General features: G+C 64.7%; 16 protein-coding genes. 9 read left to right on the top strand and 7 right to left on the bottom strand.

Translation table 11 applies throughout. The annotated features are described in order from the left end of the window. Window positions 1-2: 2 nt before the first annotated feature. Complete coding sequence (locus tag R3D65_RS13585; protein ID WP_371275779.1) at window positions 3-1622, top strand: TRAP transporter large permease; 1620 nt, start codon at window positions 3-5, stop codon at window positions 1620-1622. 90 nt (window positions 1623-1712) lie between these two features. Here R3D65_RS13585 and R3D65_RS13580 read toward each other — a convergent pair whose 3' ends face one another. Continuing rightward, window positions 1713-2348, bottom strand: a complete 636-nt coding sequence (locus R3D65_RS13580; RefSeq protein ID WP_371275778.1) for a TetR/AcrR family transcriptional regulator — start codon at window positions 2346-2348, stop codon at window positions 1713-1715. Window positions 2349-2677: 329 nt separating this feature from the next. Beyond that, on the bottom strand, window positions 2678-2845 hold the full coding sequence (locus R3D65_RS13575; RefSeq protein WP_371275777.1) for a hypothetical protein: 168 nt from the start codon (window positions 2843-2845) through the stop codon (window positions 2678-2680). A gap of 58 nt (window positions 2846-2903) precedes the next feature. Here R3D65_RS13575 and R3D65_RS13570 point away from each other — a divergent pair, with 58 nt between their 5' ends. Continuing rightward, on the top strand, window positions 2904-4685 hold the full coding sequence (locus R3D65_RS13570) for an SLC13 family permease (RefSeq protein WP_371275776.1): 1782 nt from the start codon (window positions 2904-2906) through the stop codon (window positions 4683-4685). Here R3D65_RS13570 and R3D65_RS13565 read toward each other — a convergent pair whose 3' ends face one another. Continuing rightward, window positions 4686-5864 (bottom strand): pyridoxal phosphate-dependent aminotransferase, encoded by a 1179-nt coding sequence (locus R3D65_RS13565; protein ID WP_371275775.1) that lies wholly within the window; start codon window positions 5862-5864, stop codon window positions 4686-4688. It lies immediately after the preceding gene. Window positions 5865-5944: 80 nt separating this feature from the next. Between R3D65_RS13565 and R3D65_RS13560 the strand changes: the two genes are divergently transcribed. Beyond that, entirely contained in the window at window positions 5945-6646 is a 702-nt protein-coding gene (locus R3D65_RS13560; RefSeq protein WP_371275774.1) for a GNAT family N-acetyltransferase, read from the top strand. Then, window positions 6643-6852: a hypothetical protein gene (locus R3D65_RS13555; protein WP_371275773.1), complete on the top strand. Its 210-nt coding sequence runs from the start codon at window positions 6643-6645 to the stop codon at window positions 6850-6852. The genes R3D65_RS13560 and R3D65_RS13555 overlap by 4 nt, the downstream gene beginning before the upstream one ends. Here the strand turns inward: R3D65_RS13555 and R3D65_RS13550 are convergent, their stop codons facing one another. The 3 genes from R3D65_RS13550 to R3D65_RS13540 form a co-directional block, all read right to left on the bottom strand. Continuing rightward, window positions 6853-7911 carry a nickel/cobalt transporter gene (locus R3D65_RS13550; protein ID WP_371275772.1) on the bottom strand — a complete coding sequence of 353 codons (1059 nt, stop codon included), beginning with the start codon at window positions 7909-7911 and terminating at the stop codon, window positions 6853-6855. Then, window positions 7908-8567, bottom strand: coding sequence for a DUF1007 family protein (locus R3D65_RS13545; RefSeq protein ID WP_371275771.1), 660 nt, complete (start codon window positions 8565-8567; stop codon window positions 7908-7910). Before R3D65_RS13545 ends, R3D65_RS13550 begins: the two co-directional genes overlap by 4 nt. Window positions 8568-8693: 126 nt before the next feature. After that, on the bottom strand, window positions 8694-9596 hold the full coding sequence (locus R3D65_RS13540; RefSeq protein ID WP_371275770.1) for a LysR family transcriptional regulator: 903 nt from the start codon (window positions 9594-9596) through the stop codon (window positions 8694-8696). 545 nt (window positions 9597-10141) lie between these two features. Here R3D65_RS13540 and odc2 point away from each other — a divergent pair. After that, complete coding sequence (gene odc2 / locus R3D65_RS13535; RefSeq protein ID WP_371275769.1) at window positions 10142-11275, top strand: ornithine/lysine decarboxylase; 1134 nt, start codon at window positions 10142-10144, stop codon at window positions 11273-11275. 100 nt (window positions 11276-11375) lie between these two features. After that, a complete protein-coding gene (locus tag R3D65_RS13530) occupies window positions 11376-11951 on the top strand; it encodes a GNAT family N-acetyltransferase (protein WP_371275768.1) in 576 nt (191 codons plus the stop codon). Between the two features lie 113 nt (window positions 11952-12064). On the opposite strand, the gene R3D65_RS13525 is transcribed toward R3D65_RS13530, so the two are convergent. Then, the gene (locus tag R3D65_RS13525) at window positions 12065-12346 is read right to left on the bottom strand and encodes an SCP2 sterol-binding domain-containing protein (RefSeq protein WP_371275767.1); all 282 of its coding nucleotides are present in this window, start codon (window positions 12344-12346) and stop codon (window positions 12065-12067) included. Between the two features lie 129 nt (window positions 12347-12475). Here R3D65_RS13525 and R3D65_RS13520 point away from each other — a divergent pair, with 129 nt between their 5' ends. The 3 genes from R3D65_RS13520 (at window position 12476) to R3D65_RS13510 (ending at window position 16970) form a co-directional block, all read left to right on the top strand. Then, window positions 12476-13660: an acyl-CoA dehydrogenase family protein gene (locus R3D65_RS13520; protein WP_371275766.1), complete on the top strand. Its 1185-nt coding sequence runs from the start codon at window positions 12476-12478 to the stop codon at window positions 13658-13660. Between the two features lie 237 nt (window positions 13661-13897). Next, window positions 13898-14794, top strand: a complete 897-nt coding sequence (locus R3D65_RS13515; protein ID WP_371275765.1) for a diguanylate cyclase — start codon at window positions 13898-13900, stop codon at window positions 14792-14794. 160 nt (window positions 14795-14954) lie between these two features. Then, window positions 14955-16970 (top strand): DEAD/DEAH box helicase, encoded by a 2016-nt coding sequence (locus R3D65_RS13510; RefSeq protein WP_371275764.1) that lies wholly within the window; start codon window positions 14955-14957, stop codon window positions 16968-16970. The last annotated feature ends 64 nt before the right edge of the window (window positions 16971-17034 follow it).

Genomic DNA, 17034 nt, shown 5'->3' with positions numbered 1-17034 from the left:
TCATGGAAACCATCATTCTCTTCGTGCTCGTCCTGGGCCTCCTGTTTCTCGGCGTGCCGGTGGCCGTTTCGCTCGGCCTGTCGTCCATCCTCATCATCGCGCTGTTTTCAGAGGATTCGATGTCCTCGGTGGCGCTGCAACTCTTCACGGCGTCGCAGAACTATACCCTGCTGGCCATTCCCTTCTTCATCCTTGCCTCGGCCTTCATGTCGACGGGCGGGGTCGCCAAGCGGATCATCCGCTTCGCCATTGCCACGGTGGGGCATTTCCGCGGCGGCCTGGCCATGGCCTCGGTCCTGGCCTGCATGCTTTTCGCCGCGCTTTCCGGGTCTTCACCGGCCACGGTGGTGGCCATCGGCACCATCGCCATCGCCGGCATGAGGCAGGTGGGCTACACGAAGGAATTCGCCGCCGGCATCATTGCCAATGCCGGAACGCTGGGCATTCTCATTCCGCCTTCCATCGTCATGGTGGTTTATTCGGCCGCGACCGACGTTTCGGTCGGGCGCATGTTCCTGGCCGGCGTGGTGCCGGGCCTGATCGCCGGGCTGATGCTGATGATCGCCATCTACATCATGGCGCGCCGCAAGGGCCTGCCGGCGGAGCCCTGGCGGGGGATCGACGAGATCCTTCAGGGCGGCAAGGAGGCCGGTTTCGGCCTGTTCCTGATCGTCATCATCATCGGCGGCATCTATGGCGGCGTGTTCACGCCGACGGAAGCGGCCGCGGTGGCGGCAGTCTACTCCTTCTTCATCGCCATTTTCGTCTATCGCGACATGGGGCCGCTGAAGGACGTGCCCTGGATCCGGGAAACGGACAGCCGGCGCGCCGTCACCGGTTTCAAGTCCTCCGTCTATGCCGTGTCCTTCCTCTTCGTCTGGATGATCCTGTCCTTCTTTGCCACGGCTGATTCGGAGACGGTGACGCCGGGCGACCGCCTGTTGTGGGGCTCGATCATCGCGCTGGTCATCATGGTGGCCTATGCGGTGTGGCGCGGCGGAACGGCCAATCCGGCCGCGATCCTGGCCATGCTCGGCTCGGGCCTTTCCATCTGGGCGCGCAACCTGGCGCAGATCGGCAGCCGGTTCTTCGGCGGCATGCTGCATGACGACACGCGCAAGGTGATGGTGGATGCGGCAAAGACCACGCTGATGCTGATGTTCATCATCGTCAATGCGCTGCTGTTTGCCCATGTGCTGACATCGGAGCGCATTCCCGACGCAATCACCGACCTGATGGTGGGATATGGCTTCAACTGGTTCACCTTCCTGATCGCGGTGAATCTGCTGCTGCTGCTCGGCGGGCAGTTCATGGAGCCGTCGGGCCTGCTGCTGATCGTGGCGCCGGTGGTCTTTCCCATCGCCATGGAACTTGGGGTCGATCCGGTGCATCTGGGCATCATCATGGTGGTGAACATGGAAATCGGCATGATCACGCCGCCGATCGGCCTGAACCTGTTCGTCACGTCCGGCATTACGGGCATGAGCCTGATCCAGGTCGTGCGCGCGGCGCTGCCTTTCGTGGCCGTGCTGTTCGCCTTCCTGATCCTGGTGACCTATGTGCCCGTGATCTCGACCTGGCTGCCCTATGCGCTGATGGGGCCGGAAATCGTGACGCGCTGACCGGCGGGGGCCGGCGTCGCGGACGCGGCCGGGGCAGCGATGCCCCGGCCGTTTTCGTCCAGAGCTGTTCGCTCCGCCCGAAAATTCGTTCTAACGCTTGGACAATTCGGGCATGGCGCGCCCGATAATGGCCATGATGGCCATGTCGCGGGCCGGCGGGGGCAGGTCGGAAATCTGCGGCAGGCGGTTGGAAGCGAGAATGTCGGCCAGTCCGTGAACAACCGCCCAGGCGGCAGCCATGTCGATGCCGACAGCCGGGTTCTCGTCCGGCCCCGCACCGTGCAGGATGCGCAACTGATCGACCATCACCGCATAGGACAGGTCAACCGCTTCCTTGAGCTCGGGATTTTCGAGATCGGGGCGGTCAGAGGAAAACATCAGCCGGAAGACCGGCGGGTTCTCCAGTGCGAAGACGACATAGCCAAGACCTGAGGCCATCAACTGGTTCCAGGCGGCGGGCTTGGCATCGGCCATGAAGACCTTCTGGCGCTCGACGAGCTTGCGGAAGCCGAGTGCCGCCAGTGCGGTCAGCAGCCCGTTGACATCCTTGAAGTGGTGCGCCGGTGCGGCGTGGCTCACGCCGGCGCGCTTTGCGACACCGCGCATGGAAAAACGTTCTACGCCCTTGGCGGCAAGTTCCTGCTCGGCGGCTTCCAGAAGCGCGCTGCGCAAATCCCCATGATGGTATGCCTGCCGGGCCGGTCCGCCTGAATCGGTGTCCGTCATCGAATTCATGTTTTCTGGCAAGGCCGATGCCTGCGACACTTGACCACCCCCGGTACCGCTATCGTTAGCACAAGATCCACGGCCAAGCAAAGTTTCGTCTTGACATCGTAAAGATGACGTGTAGAACGATCTTGACAATGTCAAGACCGGGGGCGGTGGTACGGTTTCCATCGCGAAGCCGATACCTTCACTTGACGTCACTGGCGGGCTGGCCGGTTTCCCCGGCTGGCCCGCTTTGTCTTGTAACCTGCTTGATTCCCGCCCGCCTTGATCCGAATCAACTTGCCTTCGCGCAAGTGACAAGCAGCCTAGCGCAAGTCATAAACCGGCTATATTTCAATGGCTTCACAAGTATTAACCATTTGTTCATTTTCGTGTATCATTTTAATGCATAGACGAACCGGCTCTCCTCCTCCCAAGCACGGTTCCGCCTCGGGGCGATCCTTCACCGGATCGCCCTGTTTTTGATTCCGCTCATTTTCTGTAATCTCGGCCATGGAACCGGTCCCGGTTCCAAAGCGTTCGCATGTTCACCGCAATGAAGAGGGAACTCGCTTGGCCGCAATCCTCAGCGACTACCAGGCCTGGATCGCCCTGGCGCTCCTTCTGCTCATGTTCGCGCTCTTCATGAGCGAGATCTATCCCCCGGAAGTTACGGCGGCCGGCTTTGCCAGCCTGTTCATCCTGCTCGGATTTGTCGCGCCGGGCGACGCGATGGATGTCTTTTCCAATCCCGCGCCGATCACCATCGGCGCGATGTTCATCCTTTCGGGTGCGCTGGTGCGGACAGGCGTGCTCGACGCGCTGGCCGGACTGGTGGTCGAGAGGGCCACCACGAGTCCGCGCACGGCCCTTGCCGGATTCGTTCTCGTCACGCTCGTGGCCTCGGCCTTCGTCAACAACACGCCGATCGTGCTGGTGCTCATTCCGGTCGTCATCCGGCTGGCCCATGCGCTGGGCCTGGCGCCAACGCGCCTGCTCATCCCGTTGTCCTATGCCGGCGTGCTCGGGGGCGCCTGCACGCTGATCGGCACGTCCACCAACCTGCTGGTGGATGGCGTGGCGCGCGAGCGCGGGCTGGAGCCGTTCACGCTGTTCGAGATCACGCCCGTGGGCATCGTGGCGGCGCTGTGCGGGCTTTCGGTCATGTTGCTGCTTGGCCGCAGCCTGCTGCCCGATCGCGGCGCGGCGAGCGAGGACATGCTCCTGGGCGAGACAGAGTACCTGTCGGAGGCGCGCATCGTGGGCGACAACCTGGATGGTCGCAGGCTGGGCGACATCGGCCTTTTCAAGGCGCCGGGCGTCATCATTTCCGGCATCCAGCGCGGATCGGAAACCGTGCGCAGGGATCTCGACGATTTCGAGGTGCAGAAAGGGGACCGGCTGATCCTGCGCGCACCGACATCGGAACTGCTGACACTGGCCAGCCACGATTCGCTCAAGGTGGGCTTGCGCGGCACGGCGCGCCTGACGGCGGAGGAAGGCAGCAATGTCATCGTCGAGGCTGTGGTCACGCCGCGCAAGTGGACGAGCGGGCGGGCGCTCGCCTCGATGTCGCTGGGCCGCCGGTTCGGGCTGCAGGTGCTCGGTGCGCACCGGCACAACCACATTCCGGGACCGGAACTGGGCGTCGTGACGCTGCGTCCGGCCGACAAGCTGATTCTGTCGGGGCCACCCGGCGCCTTCGAGGAACTGGACCGCGAAACCAATATCGTGTCGATTTCGCGCGCCTCCGGCCGGGCCTTTCGCCGCGCCAAGGCGCCCATCGCGCTTGCCGCGCTGGCCGGAGTCGTCGTCCTGGCGGCATTGGGCGTGCTGCCGATCGGCATCCTGGCGCTGACGGCGGTCAGCGCGATCCTGGTTCTGCGCTGCATCGACGCCGACGAGGCCTGGAATTCGCTCGACGGGTCCATCCTGGTACTGATCTTCGCCATGCTGATCATCGGGCGGGGGCTGCAGGACAGCGGTGCGGTGGAACTGGTGGTTGCCAGCCTGTCGCCGTTCCTGACGCTTCTGCCCGGTTTCCTGGCGCTGCTGGCGGTCTACCTGCTGGCCTCGCTGCTGACCGAACTCGTCACCAACAATGCCGTGGCCGTGGTCCTGACGCCCGTCGTGATCGGGCTTGCCGAACCGCTTGGGATCGACGCGCGCGCGCTCGTCGTGGCGGTCATGTTCGGGGCCAGTGCTTCGTTTGCCACGCCCATCGGCTACCAGACCAACACGCTCGTCTATGGCGCTGCCGACTACCGCTTCACCGATTTCCTGAAGATCGGCGTGCCGATGAACATTCTCGTCGGCATTGCGGCGAGCGCGGCGATCTGGGTCTTCTTCGTCTGATCAGGCGGGTGCCGTTTCGTTCAGGAAGGTTTCCATACGCTCGATGGCGCGCAGGATGTTTTCCTCGGAATTGGCGTAGGACAGGCGGATGTAGCCTTCGCCGAGCACGCCGAAATCCGGCCCGCCGATCAGCGCGACGCCGGCTTCCTCCAGCAGGGCGGAAGCCAGTTTCTTGGCCTTCCAGCCGGTCTGGCTGATATTGGGGAAGGCGTAAAAGGCGCCCTTGGGGGTGGCGCAGGAAATGCCGGGCAGGGTGTTCATGCCCTCGGTGACGATCTTGCGGCGGTTGTCGAAGGCGCGCATCATCTTTTCCACATCGTCCTGCGGACCGTCGATGGCGGCAATGCCCGCGAACTGGCTGGGCGCGTTGACGCAGGACCAGCAATTGACCGCCAGCTTGCGCACCATCGGATAGAGCGTCTCCGGCCAGATCGACCAGCCCATGCGCCAGCCTGTCATGGCCCAGGTCTTGGACCAGCCATTGAGCACGATGAGGCGGTCGCGGATTTCCGGGAATTGCAGCAGCGAGGTGTGTTCCTCGCCGTCATAGGTCATGACGTCGTAGATCTCGTCGGAAAGGATCGCCACTTCGGGGTGGTTCTCAAGGCCCTTGACCAGTTTGGCGATCTCGGCGCGCGGTGTGACGCCGCCGGTGGGATTGGCCGGGGAATTGAGAATCAGAAGCCGGGTTTGCGGTGTGATCAGCGCCAGAACCTCGTCGGCGGAGAACGCGAAGGCCTTTTCCTCGCGTACCGGGATGGGAACCGGCGTGGCACCGGTGAACTCGATCATGGAGCGGTAGATGGGGAAGCCCGGATCGGGATATAGGATTTGCGCGCCCGGCTCGCCGAACATCATGATGGCGGCGAACATGGTGGGCTTGCCGCCCGGCATGATCATGACGCTGTCAGGCGAGACTTCGATGCCCGTGGTGGTCAGCGTCCGGCGGACGACCGCCTCGCGCGTCTGAAGAAGGCCGGTGGCAGGCGTGTAGCCATGATGGCCATCGCGCAGTGCCTTGATCGCGGCCTCGACGATATGCTGCGGCGTCTGGAAATCCGGCTGGCCGATGCCGAGATTGATGATGTCCTTGCCCTGTGCGGAAAGCTCGGTGGCTCGGGCCAGCACGGCAAAGGCGTTTTCCTCGCCGATGCGGTCGAAGGCGGCAATCGTTTTCATGTCGGTGCGTTTCCCCGGAATGCGTTTTGCCGTATTGGAGGTCGCCTGCATGTCTTGTCAACCGGAAGAAAGGCCGCGCGATGAACGATCTGAGCCAGTGGACGCAGCGACCGCGGCCCGAACGGCGCGCACTCGAAGGGCGCCTTGTGCGTCTGGAGCCGCTTTCGGCCGCGCGCCATGGCGATGATCTTTTCGTGGCGGCGACCGAGGGCGATGCGCAGGCGCGGTTCACCTGGCTTGGAACGGAAATGCCGAAGAGCCGCGCCGATTTCCGGATCTGGCTGGACTGGGCGGAGCATCATCCCGATTCGGTTTACGCGGCAGTGATCGACAAGGCGAGCGGCAGGGCCGTGGGCCGTCAGAGCCTGATGCGGATCGACACGGCCAATGGCGTCATCGAGACCGGCGACATCCACTGGGGACCGGCCATGCAGCGTTCGGCCCTTTCCACCGAAGCCTTCTTCCTGCATGCGGCCCATGTGTTCGACGACCTGGGATACCGCCGCTTCGAGTGGAAACTGAACGACCTGAACGTGCCGTCGCACCGCGCGGCGCAGCGGTTCGGCTTCACCTTCGAAGGCGTCTTCCGCCAGCACATGGTGGTCAAGGGCCGGAATCGCGACACCGCGTGGTATGCGATGCTCGACCGCGACTGGCCCGCCATCCGTGCGGCATTCCAGCGCTGGCTTTCGCCCGGCAATTTCGATAGTGAGGGCCGGCAGAAGGCGCGGCTGGAAGAGTTGCGCGCCATGACGGAAGGCAAGGGAAAGGCCGGGGCATGAAGGAAAGCTGGAAACCGGCCGTCGCCGCGCTCGTCATCCTTTTGGGATTCGGACTGGTCGCCAATTTCATGCCGAACATCATGCTGTGGATCGGCCAGCGGTCGCCGGTGGTGGCGGGCATTTTCGCCATTCTCTTCGTGCTGGCATTCTTCGGCGTGTTCTGGCTGCGCGCCCGCGCCCAGCGCAAGCGCGACGGCGAGGGCTGATCAAGCCGACAGCGACGCAGTGAGAAGCAGAAGGCCCAGCAGCAGGACCAGAAGCGCGCCGCCGATTTCCACGCCATGATGAATGACGGCGCCAAGACGGCCGCCGCCTGACAGGCGCACCGCGGCGTTTTTCGCGGTCACGGCCAGCGTTGCCAGTGCCGAGACCGTGATGGCCGTGCCGATGGCCATGGCGAAGGCCGAGGCGATGCCTGCCCACCACAGACCGTTCAGGAAGGCGAAGGTCAGTACGATAAGCGCGCCGGAACAGGGGCGCAGGCCGACGGCGAGCACGGCGGCGCGGGCTTCCGTCAGGCCGAACCGCCCCGCGGAAAGCAGTTTCGGGTCCGGCATGTGGGCGTGGCCGCAGGAGGAGCAGACCTCGCCGGGTGCATGGTCGTGGTGGCCATGGTGAGCATGACGGTGGCCATGTTGATGGTTGTGATGGTGATCGTGGTCGCAGGCCGGCCCGTGGTCGTGATGATGGTGATGACCAGGCCCGGCGGCGGCAAGGGCGGGTGCCGGGGCCGGGATCAGGCCGCGCAGCTTGCGCAACAGGAGCCATGCGCCGAAGCCGGCGACCAGCGCATAGCTCGCCACTTCCATCGACCAGACCGCGTCGGTCTGGCGGATGCCGGTGCCGCGCAGGAACAGGAAGACGATGCCGATGACAATGATGGCGGTGACCGCTTGAGCCATGGCCGAGAGGAAGGACAGCGCAACACCGCGCTTCAGCGCCACCTCATTGGCCAGCATGTAGGACGAGATGACCGCCTTGCCGTGGCCCGGACCGGCAGCATGAAAGACGCCGTATGCGAAGGAAAGGCCGACCAGAAGCCATGCGGCGGACGGGTCGGAGCGCATGGTGCGCAGCGCGCCGGTGAGCGCGCGGTAGAAATCCTGCTGCTGGGTGTTGATCCAGTGCATGAGCGTGGGGAACAGGCCGCTTGGCGGCAGCGCCTGCTCGGCCGTCCCGATGCCGAGCGAACTCTGTGCATGGGCGGAAGCGATGGCAGCCCCCGACAAGGCGGCGGCGATGCAGGCGGTGCGGATCGCCTTCATTCGCCCTGCCCGCAGGTCAATTGCAGGCGGGTGGCGAATATGCCGGTCAACTGCGTCATGTCGGTGGTCTCGTAGAACGCTTCGGTGAGGTTTTCGCTGTTCTGCGCCAGGATTTCGTCCGGGTCCGGACGAATCACTTCGCGTGTGCAGGCGCCGGGCAGGCCCTCGCTCACCATGTCGCTGTCTTCCATGAAGTCGATGGCGGTGTAGAATGTCGGGTCATAGACCGCGAACGTGAGCGTGCCGGACAGCGGCAGGGGCTGTTTCATCCTGGATTCAAAGAGGATGACCAGACGGCCATCCTGATAATCGGCGATCACCGTCTCCGGCGCCTGTGTCGCAATGTCCTTGCCGTCCACCTGCACGACCTGGAAATAATCATAATCGGCAATGGATTCGCGAACCGTCGTGCCGATTTCGGCCAGTTCGGCTTCATCCAGACGGTTGTCGGCATTCTTGTCGAATTCGATGACCACGGTGGCGGAGAAGATGTCGTCAAACCGCCAGACGTGCTGCAGGGCGGTCACCTGATCGCCTGCAAGGGCGAGGTCGAGGCGGGCTTCCGCCCAGACATGCGGATGGGCACGGGCCGGCGCGGCCGCGATCAGGAATGCCGGCAGCATGGCCAGAAAGGTTGCGGCACGGGTTTGCCTCAAGGCCGGATCTCCGCTCAGTGGAATCGCACGTTCACCTGACAGCCTGACTGGCTGACGAAGGCGGCGAAAATCCGGCAGACTGTTCCATCGCCGGCGTGCCGTTTCAAGGCGCCATTCGCCGCAGCTTCATTCCTCCTGCGCCTTGCGCTTGAACCAGGCGGCCAGGTAGTCGACGAAGACGCGCACCTTGGCCGGAAGATAGCGGCGATGCGGATAGACGGCGAACATGCCGCTGTCCTTGTGAATCCAGTCCTCCAGCAGCGGCACGAGGCGGCCAGCCTTGATATCCTCGCTGACGACGAAATCCGGGATGATGGCAAAGCCCAGATCGGCAAGGCAGGCGGCGCGGGCGACGGCGGGGCTGTTGACCTCGAGCGGTCCTGCCACCGGCACGGTAATCGTGTCGCCGCCCGGCGCCTGGAACGGCCAATTGGTCAGCCAGCGCCCGTTCGTATCGGAGATGCACGGCATCCTGGAAAGGTCATGCGGTGTCTTCGGCTTGCCGTATTTCGCGATGACGGCGGGCGTGGCACAGAGCTTGACGGAGAAATCGGACACCTTGCGGGCAATGAGTGAAGAGTTTTCCAGCCGCGAAATGCGGATCGCCAGGTCGAACCCCTCCTCGACAAGGTCAACGAAGCGATCGTCGAGATGGATGTCCAGCTTGATGTCAGGATGATCGGAGACAAAGTCGATCAGTACCTGGCCGATGGCCGCATCGGCAAAGGAACGCGGAGCGGTCAGGCGGATGCGGCCGCGCACGTCGCCGCTCGATTCGCGGATCGATTCCTGCAAACCGTCGATGTCGCGGACGATCTCGGTGGCGCGCTTGAAATAGGCATGGCCCGATTCAGTGAGCGAAAACTGCCGCGTCGTGCGGTTGAGCAGCAGCACGCCCAGTTCGTCCTCCAGTTCGCGAACATATTTCGACAACAGCGCCTTGGATCGGCCGATCTTGCGGGCGGCGGCGGAAAAGCCTTCCGCTTCAACGACATCGATAAAGGCGCGCATGCGGGTGAGGGTGTCCATCGTTCAGACTCCGTGATCGGTCCTGAAGAGATTGTTCATCGATCCGGAAAATTCAAGCGCGATGCGATTTTTCATTGAAGCGGGGGGCGAATTTCACTATATCCCGGATGCCCAAAGTCGCACGTGCCTGTGGGTGTCCGCCGGTCCTCCGAAAGGTGGAGGACACGGTAAGGTACCCGGAGCTAACCCCTCCGGTCGTCCGTCCGGCCAACTGGACAGGCGAGGACATCTTGAAGCAACGACGGTGCGGGCCTTTCTGGTGTCTGCCGGCTGTCCACAGGCCGGGGTTACTGAAGAGGCACACCTTCATTGCCGGATGTGCGGACGGGTTCTCCCTCCAATCAATGGCAGACAAAGCGGATGGTCGCTCCCTCAAGGGGCGGTTTGTCCTTCGCCGCATGACGGCATTCCTTGGTTCCGGGGTCTCCACCGGCTGGTTCCAATGGCGTGACCGCATGCCCTTTGTCCAATGCCCGAGGCTGCCAGCAGACGGCGCCGGGGCAGCTTCGAATGAAGCGGCTTTCCAGCCGCACTGGAGAAACCCGATGGCCACGCAGCGCATCCTCGATTTCCTTGCCACCCGCCGTCCCTCCGGCCCGTGCCTCGTCGTCGATCTCGACGTCGTGCGCGACAATTTCGCCGCCTTTCGCAAGGCGCTGCCCGACAGCCGCATCTTCTATGCCGTGAAGGCCAACCCGGCGCCCGAAATCCTGCGTCTGCTGGCTTCCGAAGGCTCATCCTTCGATTGCGCCTCGGTGGCGGAGATCGAGATGGCACTGGATGCCGGCGCGACACCGGACCGCATTTCCTATGGCAACACGATCAAGAAGGAACGCGATGTGGCGCGCGCCTTCGAACTGGGCATCCGCCTTTTCGCGGTCGACTGCGCCGAGGAAGTGGAAAAGGTGGCCCGCGCCGCGCCGGGCGCGCGCGTGTTCTGCCGCGTGCTGACCGATGGCGAGGGCGCGGAATGGCCGCTGTCGCGCAAGTTCGGTTGCGTGCCGCAGATGGCGGTCGACGTGCTGGTCTATGCCCATCAGCTCGGGCTGGAATCCCATGGCGTGTCCTTCCATGTCGGCTCGCAGCAGTGCGACCTGACCGCCTGGGACCGGGCGCTTGCCGATGCGCACCGCGTCTTCGCCTCGCTGGCCAAGCAGGGCATCCACCTGAAGATGGTCAACATGGGTGGCGGCTTCCCGACCCGCTACCTGAAGGACGTGCCGGCCGCGCAGGCCTATGGCCAGGCGATCTTCGGCGCGCTGCGCAGGCATTTCGGCAACCAGTTGCCCGAGACCATCATCGAGCCGGGCCGCGGCATGGTCGGCAATGCCGGTGTCATCAAGGCCGAGGTGGTGCTGGTCTCGAAGAAGGCCGACAATGACAATGTGCGCTGGGTCTATCTCGACATCGGCAAGTTCGGCGGGCTGGCCGAGACGATGGACGAGGCGATCCGCTATCCCATCGTCACGCCGCGCGACGGCGATGCGATGGAGCCGTGCGTGCTGGCGGGACCGACCTGCGATTCCGCCGACGTGCTCTACGAGAAGACCCCGTATCCGCTGCCGGTCACGCTGACGATTGGTGACGAGGTGCTGATCGAAGGCACGGGTGCCTATACCACCACCTATTCGGCGGTGGCCTTCAACGGCTTCGAGCCGCTGCGATCCTACGTGATCTGAACGGGCGATCCCGTTCAGGCCTGCCCTGTCCCGGCGGCATTCCGCCGGGGCGCGGGCGCTTGCATCCCTGTTGTCCGGATCAGGCCCTGGAGCTGCCGTCATGACCGACCTTGCCACGCCTTCGCCCGTTGCGCCCCTCTTCACCATCCATGCCGAGACCGCCGCTGACATGGCCGCGCGCGATGCGCTGCTGGACAGTGCCATGGGGCCGCGCTGGCGGCGCAAGTCGTCTGAGAAACTGCGCCGCGGGCGCCTGCCGGCCGAGGGACTGGCCTTCGTCGCGCGCGATGGCGCGGGACGAGTCATCGGCACCGTGCGGCTGTGGAACGTTCGGGCCGGCCATGCACAGGCCTTGCTGCTCGGGCCGCTGGCCGTCGATCCGTCGCTGAACAGCGCCGGTATCGGCTCGGCACTGATGCGCCATGCCATCGAACGGGCCGCAGGGCTCGGCCATGGCGCGGTCCTGCTTGTCGGCGATGCGGCGTATTATTCGCGCTTCGGCTTTTCCGCCGACAGGACCAACGCGCTGGCCATGCCCGGACCTTATGAGCCGCATCGTCTGCTGGCACTGGAACTCAAGGCCGGCGCGCTTGACGGGGCGGCGGGCGTCCTGCGTTCCGGCGGGCGCCGCGCCGAGCCGCACCGCCAAAGGCCGGGGCGCAGCCTGGCGGCCTGATCGCGCAGCAAACGCGCTTCCGGAACAAGAAAGCCCGGACCATGCTGGCGGCACGGTCCGGGCCTTTTCTTCTCCGGTGCGGGGCGTGCCGGTTTGTTGCCCGGCTTATCCGGTCACAGCAGCGATGAAAGCTGCATGGCAACGGACATGTCGCCTTCCACCGTGATCTTGCCCTGCATGAAGGCCGCGGTCGGGTCGAGTTCACCGGCAAGCATGTCCTCGAAATCGGATTTCGACATCTTGATGGTGCAATCGGCATCGCCGTCGGTGGTCGTGACCGTGTTGCCGTCGATGAGGATGACGCCATCGGCGCCGCAATCGAACTTCACCGAGCTCGACAAGGTGGTATCGGCGGCCTTTTCGCGCATCTGGGCGGCAATTTCTTCCATCGTCATGATCGGTGATCCTTCCCGTTCTGGTGATTTGGACAAATCTGGTTTAATCTAGCCCGCGATTGACGTTTACGTCAACGTGATTTTTCCGTCCGAACCCGAATGCGGGCGGCCGGTCGAGGGAGGAAAACCATGCTTTTCACGCCGGAACATGACGCCTTGCGCCACACCGTTTCCCGTTTCGTGGAGACGGAGATCAACCCGCATGTCGACGCCTGGGAGGAGGCGGAGGAATTTCCCTCGCACATGCTTTTCAGGAAGCTCGGCGATCTCGGGCTGCTCGGCATAAAATACGATCCGGCGCATGGCGGCCTGGGGCTGGATTTCTCCTATTCCATGGTCATGGCGGAAGAATTGGGCCTCATCGCCTGTGGCGGGGTTCCCATGGCCATCGGTGTCCAGACCGACATGGCCACGCCGGCTCTCAACCGCTTTGCCACCGAAGACCTCAAGAAAGCCTGGCTGGCGCCGACAATCGCGGGCGACATGGTGGCCTGCCTCGGCGTGTCGGAGCCGGGCGGCGGGTCGGACGTTTCCGCTGTGAAGACATCGGCACGGCGCGATGGCGGCGATTTCGTGATCAACGGGACCAAGATGTGGATAACCAACGGCATGAAAGCCGACTGGTGCTGCCTGCTGGCCAACACCTCGGATGGCCCGGTGCATCGCAACAAGTCGCTGATCGTGGTGCCAATGGACGCCAAGGGCATCAGCCGGCAGAAGATCCACAAGATCGGCATGAATTCCTCCGATACCGCGCAGCTCTTCTTCGACGAGGTGCGCGTGCCGGCATCGAATCTGATCGGCCAGGAGGGCATGGGCTTCACATACCAGATGCTGCAATTCCAGGAGGAGCGGCTGTGGGCGGCGGCCAACACCATCAAGGCGCTGGACCGGCTGATCGACCTGACCATCGACTATACCCGCGAACGCACGGTGTTCGGCAAGCCGGTGCTCGACAACCAGGTCGTCCATTTCCGGCTGGGCGAACTGCGCACGGAGGTGGAGGCGCTCAGGGCGCTGACATGGTCGGCGGTGGAGCAATATGTTGCCGGAAAGGACGTCACGCGGCTGGCGTCCATGGCCAAGCTGAAATGCGGCCGGCTGATGCGCGAAGTGGCCGATTCCTGCCTGCAATACTGGGGCGGCATGGGTTATACGCGTGACAATCCGGTTTCCCGCGCCTTCCGCGACGGCCGTCTTGCCTCCATCGGTGGTGGAGCCGATGAGGTGATGCTGGGAATCATCGCCAAACTCGAAGGCACGGCGCCGGGCACATCCAATCGCCAGAAAAACGCGGAATCGGCAAAAGATTAGAATCTTAGCAAGCAAGAAAACGCTTTTTTCGGACGGATATGGTTTCTCGGAAAGGCCGGTGGCAACACCCGTTTGTCCAAGGTCGGGTCCGACCCTTGCCGGCATGTCCAGAGCGATTTTCCCTGAGCGGCTGCCGGTCCTGTGTGCAGCCATCCGTTCAACCGGGCCGAGCACTGCGCCGGCCGGCTCGCTGCCGGCATGCCGTCAATGACAGAATTCCCAGGTTCCCGATCCTCCATGCGTTTCTTTCGAAATCACTTCATCGCCCGCCTCTTCCTGACCACCTTTGTCTGTGTGCATCTTCCGCTGATTTTCGCGGTGATCCACGGTGCCGTGCAGGCGCGCGCCGTCGATTACGCGGCGCTTGGCGGGCTGACGCTTGCCACAGTGGCGGGAACGGCGGTGGCGATCCTGCTCCTGCACCGCGAATTGCGCCCGGTCGTGGCCGTCGCTCACGCGCTGGAGGCCTTTGCGGAGCGGCGTGAACACCTGCCCATCGCGCATCAGTCGGCCGATGAGGTCGGCCGGCTTGCCGATGCGGCGCGCTGGTCCATCGGCAAGGTTGACAGCCTGCTGGCAGATGTGGAGCGGCAGGCCAGCACCGACGCCCTGACCGGTCTGGCCAACCGGCGCGCATTCCTTGCTGCCGTTGCGGCGGAAAAGCCAGCGGTGCTCGCCATTCTCGACATCGACCGCTTCAAGTCGATCAACGACACCTTTGGCCATGAGACCGGCGACCGCGTGCTGCGCGACGTCGCGGGAACGCTGCGCAACAGCCTGCGATCGGCTGACCTCTTGGCGCGATGGGGCGGCGAGGAATTCGTCGTGCTGCTGCGCCGGTCCTGCGCGGCGGAAGCCATCGAGGCCATGAACCGGGCGCGCAAGGCGGTGGAAGCCAAACCGATCCTCGAAGGGCATGCGGTGACCTTCTCCGCCGGTGTCGTGCAGATGAGCGGCGATTTCGACCGCGATCTCGCACTTGCCGACCGCACACTCTACGATGCCAAGGAAGCGGGGCGGAACCGCGTGGTCTTTGCCGCCGCAACGCGTGGTCCGGCCGAAACGCCAGGTCTTGCACCGTCGGCCGCCGACCTCGCCGGCATGCAGAACCGCTCCATCAAACAGAACGCCTGATGACAGCCAGGCCGTGGCCGGTCCGGTGCCTCCTTGCCGGACCGGCCCCAAAACCATTGACGAAGGCGCGGATCCGGCATAAGAGGCTGGCAACGATACGGGCGCTGTTCGCCCCTGCCGGCTTGCATCGCTCCCGGCCATTTCCGAAAGCCTTCAATTGATGACACTACCCGATACCATCGCCGCGCCGTTGCGCGCAGCGCTTGAGGCCCGCGGTTATTCCGCGCTTACCCCCGTGCAGGGCGCGATGCTGGAAGAGCGCGCGCTGGGTGCCGACCTGCTCGTCTCGGCGCAGACGGGGTCCGGCAAGACCGTGGCTTTCGGGCTGGCGCTGGCACCGCTGCTGCTGGCCGATGGCGAACGCATGGGCGAGGATACACTGCCGCAGGCGCTGGCCATCGCGCCGACGCGCGAACTGGCCATGCAGGTGCGCCGCGAACTGGAATGGCTTTACGCCGATACCGGCGCGCGCTTTGCCTCCTGCATCGGTGGCATGGACTACCGGCGCGAATTCCGCGCGCTGGGCGAAGGGGCGCATATCGTCGTCGGTACACCCGGCCGCTTGCGCGACCACATCACCCGAGGCTCGCTCGACCTGTCGCATCTCAAGGCCGCCGTTCTGGACGAGGCCGACGAGATGCTGGATCTGGGCTTCAAGGACGATCTGGAATTCATTCTCGAATCCGCGCCCACCGACCGGCGTACGCTTCTCTTTTCCGCCACGGTGGCACCGCCCATCGAGAGGCTGGCGCGGACCTATCAGCGCGACGCTGTGCGCATCGCCCTGGCGTCCAAGGAAGACCGTCATGCCGATATCGACTACCGCGTCATGCCGGTGCGGCCGGACGAGCGCGACCATGCGGTCGTCAACACGCTGCTGTGGTTCGATTCCAAGAACACGATCATTTTCTGCCAGACCCGCGAAGCGGTGCGCCATCTGGCCTCGCGGCTGACCAATCGCGGCTTTTCCGTCGTGGCCCTGTCGGGAGAGCTGACACAGGCCGAGCGCAGCAATGCGCTGCAATCCATGCGCGACGGCCGGGCGCGGGTCTGCGTGGCGACGGATGTCGCCGCGCGTGGCATCGACCTGCCCAATCTCGATCTCGTCATCCATGCCGACCTGCCGGGCAACCCGGAAACGCTGCTGCATCGCTCCGGCCGGACGGGCCGGGCGGGCCGCAAGGGCGTTTCGGTTGTCGTCGCGCCGCATCACCGCCGCCGCAGCGCCGAACGCGTGCTCAAGGCGGCGCGCGTGAATGCGCAGTTCATGGCCGTGCCCGAAGCCGATGCCGTGGATGCGTTGCAGGTGGAACGCATGATGGGCGACGCCGCGCTTTCGGCACCCATCGACCAGGACGAGGCGGTGCTGGTGGACCGTCTGCTTGAAAGCAATGACGCAAGGCAGATCGCGGCCGCATGGATCCGGGCGCAGCGTGCGGCGATGCCGACGCCGGAAGAAGTCAACGCGGTGCCGGACCTGCCGCCGCGCAAGGAGGTGGGCGAGCGTCCGAGCACGCGTTTCACCGACGGGCGCTGGTTCTCGCTGTCCATCGGGCGCAAGCAGGCGGCAGAGCCGCGCTGGATCCTGCCGATCATCTGCAAGGCTGGCGGCGTGACGCGCGCGGCTGTCGGTTCCATCCGCATTCTTGACCATGAAACGCGGTTCGAGATCGAAACGGGCGCGGCAGACGCCTTCGCCGCAGCCGTGGCCAGGGCCGGGGTGCTGGACAAGGGTGCCCGTATCGTGCCCGCCGATGGCGAGGGGCCGGATGCGGAGCCGCGCCGGCCGCATCGCAAGGGCGGCAAGCCGCAGGACCGCAAGGGCGGATATCCGAAGGCCGGGGCGAAGGATTGGCAGGATGGCAAGCGCCCCGGCAAGCGGGAACGCCAGGCCCTGCGCGCGACCCACGAGGGGGAAGGCGGCGAGGGCCGTGACAAAGGCCGCCACCGCAAGCGCCCGTTTGACGGCGAAGGCGGGGCCGGACAGGGCGGACCCGGCGAACGGCCGTTCAGGGCCAAGCGGGCGCGCGAGGATTTCGGCGACAAGCCGGCCCGGAGCGGCCCGGGCAAGGGCGATTTCCGGCCGAAGGGTGGCAAGCCGGCCAAGCATGGCGGCGCCGCAAAGCCGGGCGGAAAGGGCAAGCCGGGCAAGGGCGCGGCGTGGCGCAAGGACTGAGCCGGATTTCCGCTTGTCTTATGATTCTTCCGCCTTCTCTGCGAAGGTGGAGCCACTGCCGCCG

This window comes from Zhengella sp., from assembly GCF_041397485.1.
Taxonomy (GTDB): Bacteria; Pseudomonadota; Alphaproteobacteria; order Rhizobiales; family Rhizobiaceae; genus Zhengella.
The sequence above is the reverse complement of the archived record's forward strand: the minus strand, read 5'-3'. Positions and strand labels throughout refer to the sequence as shown.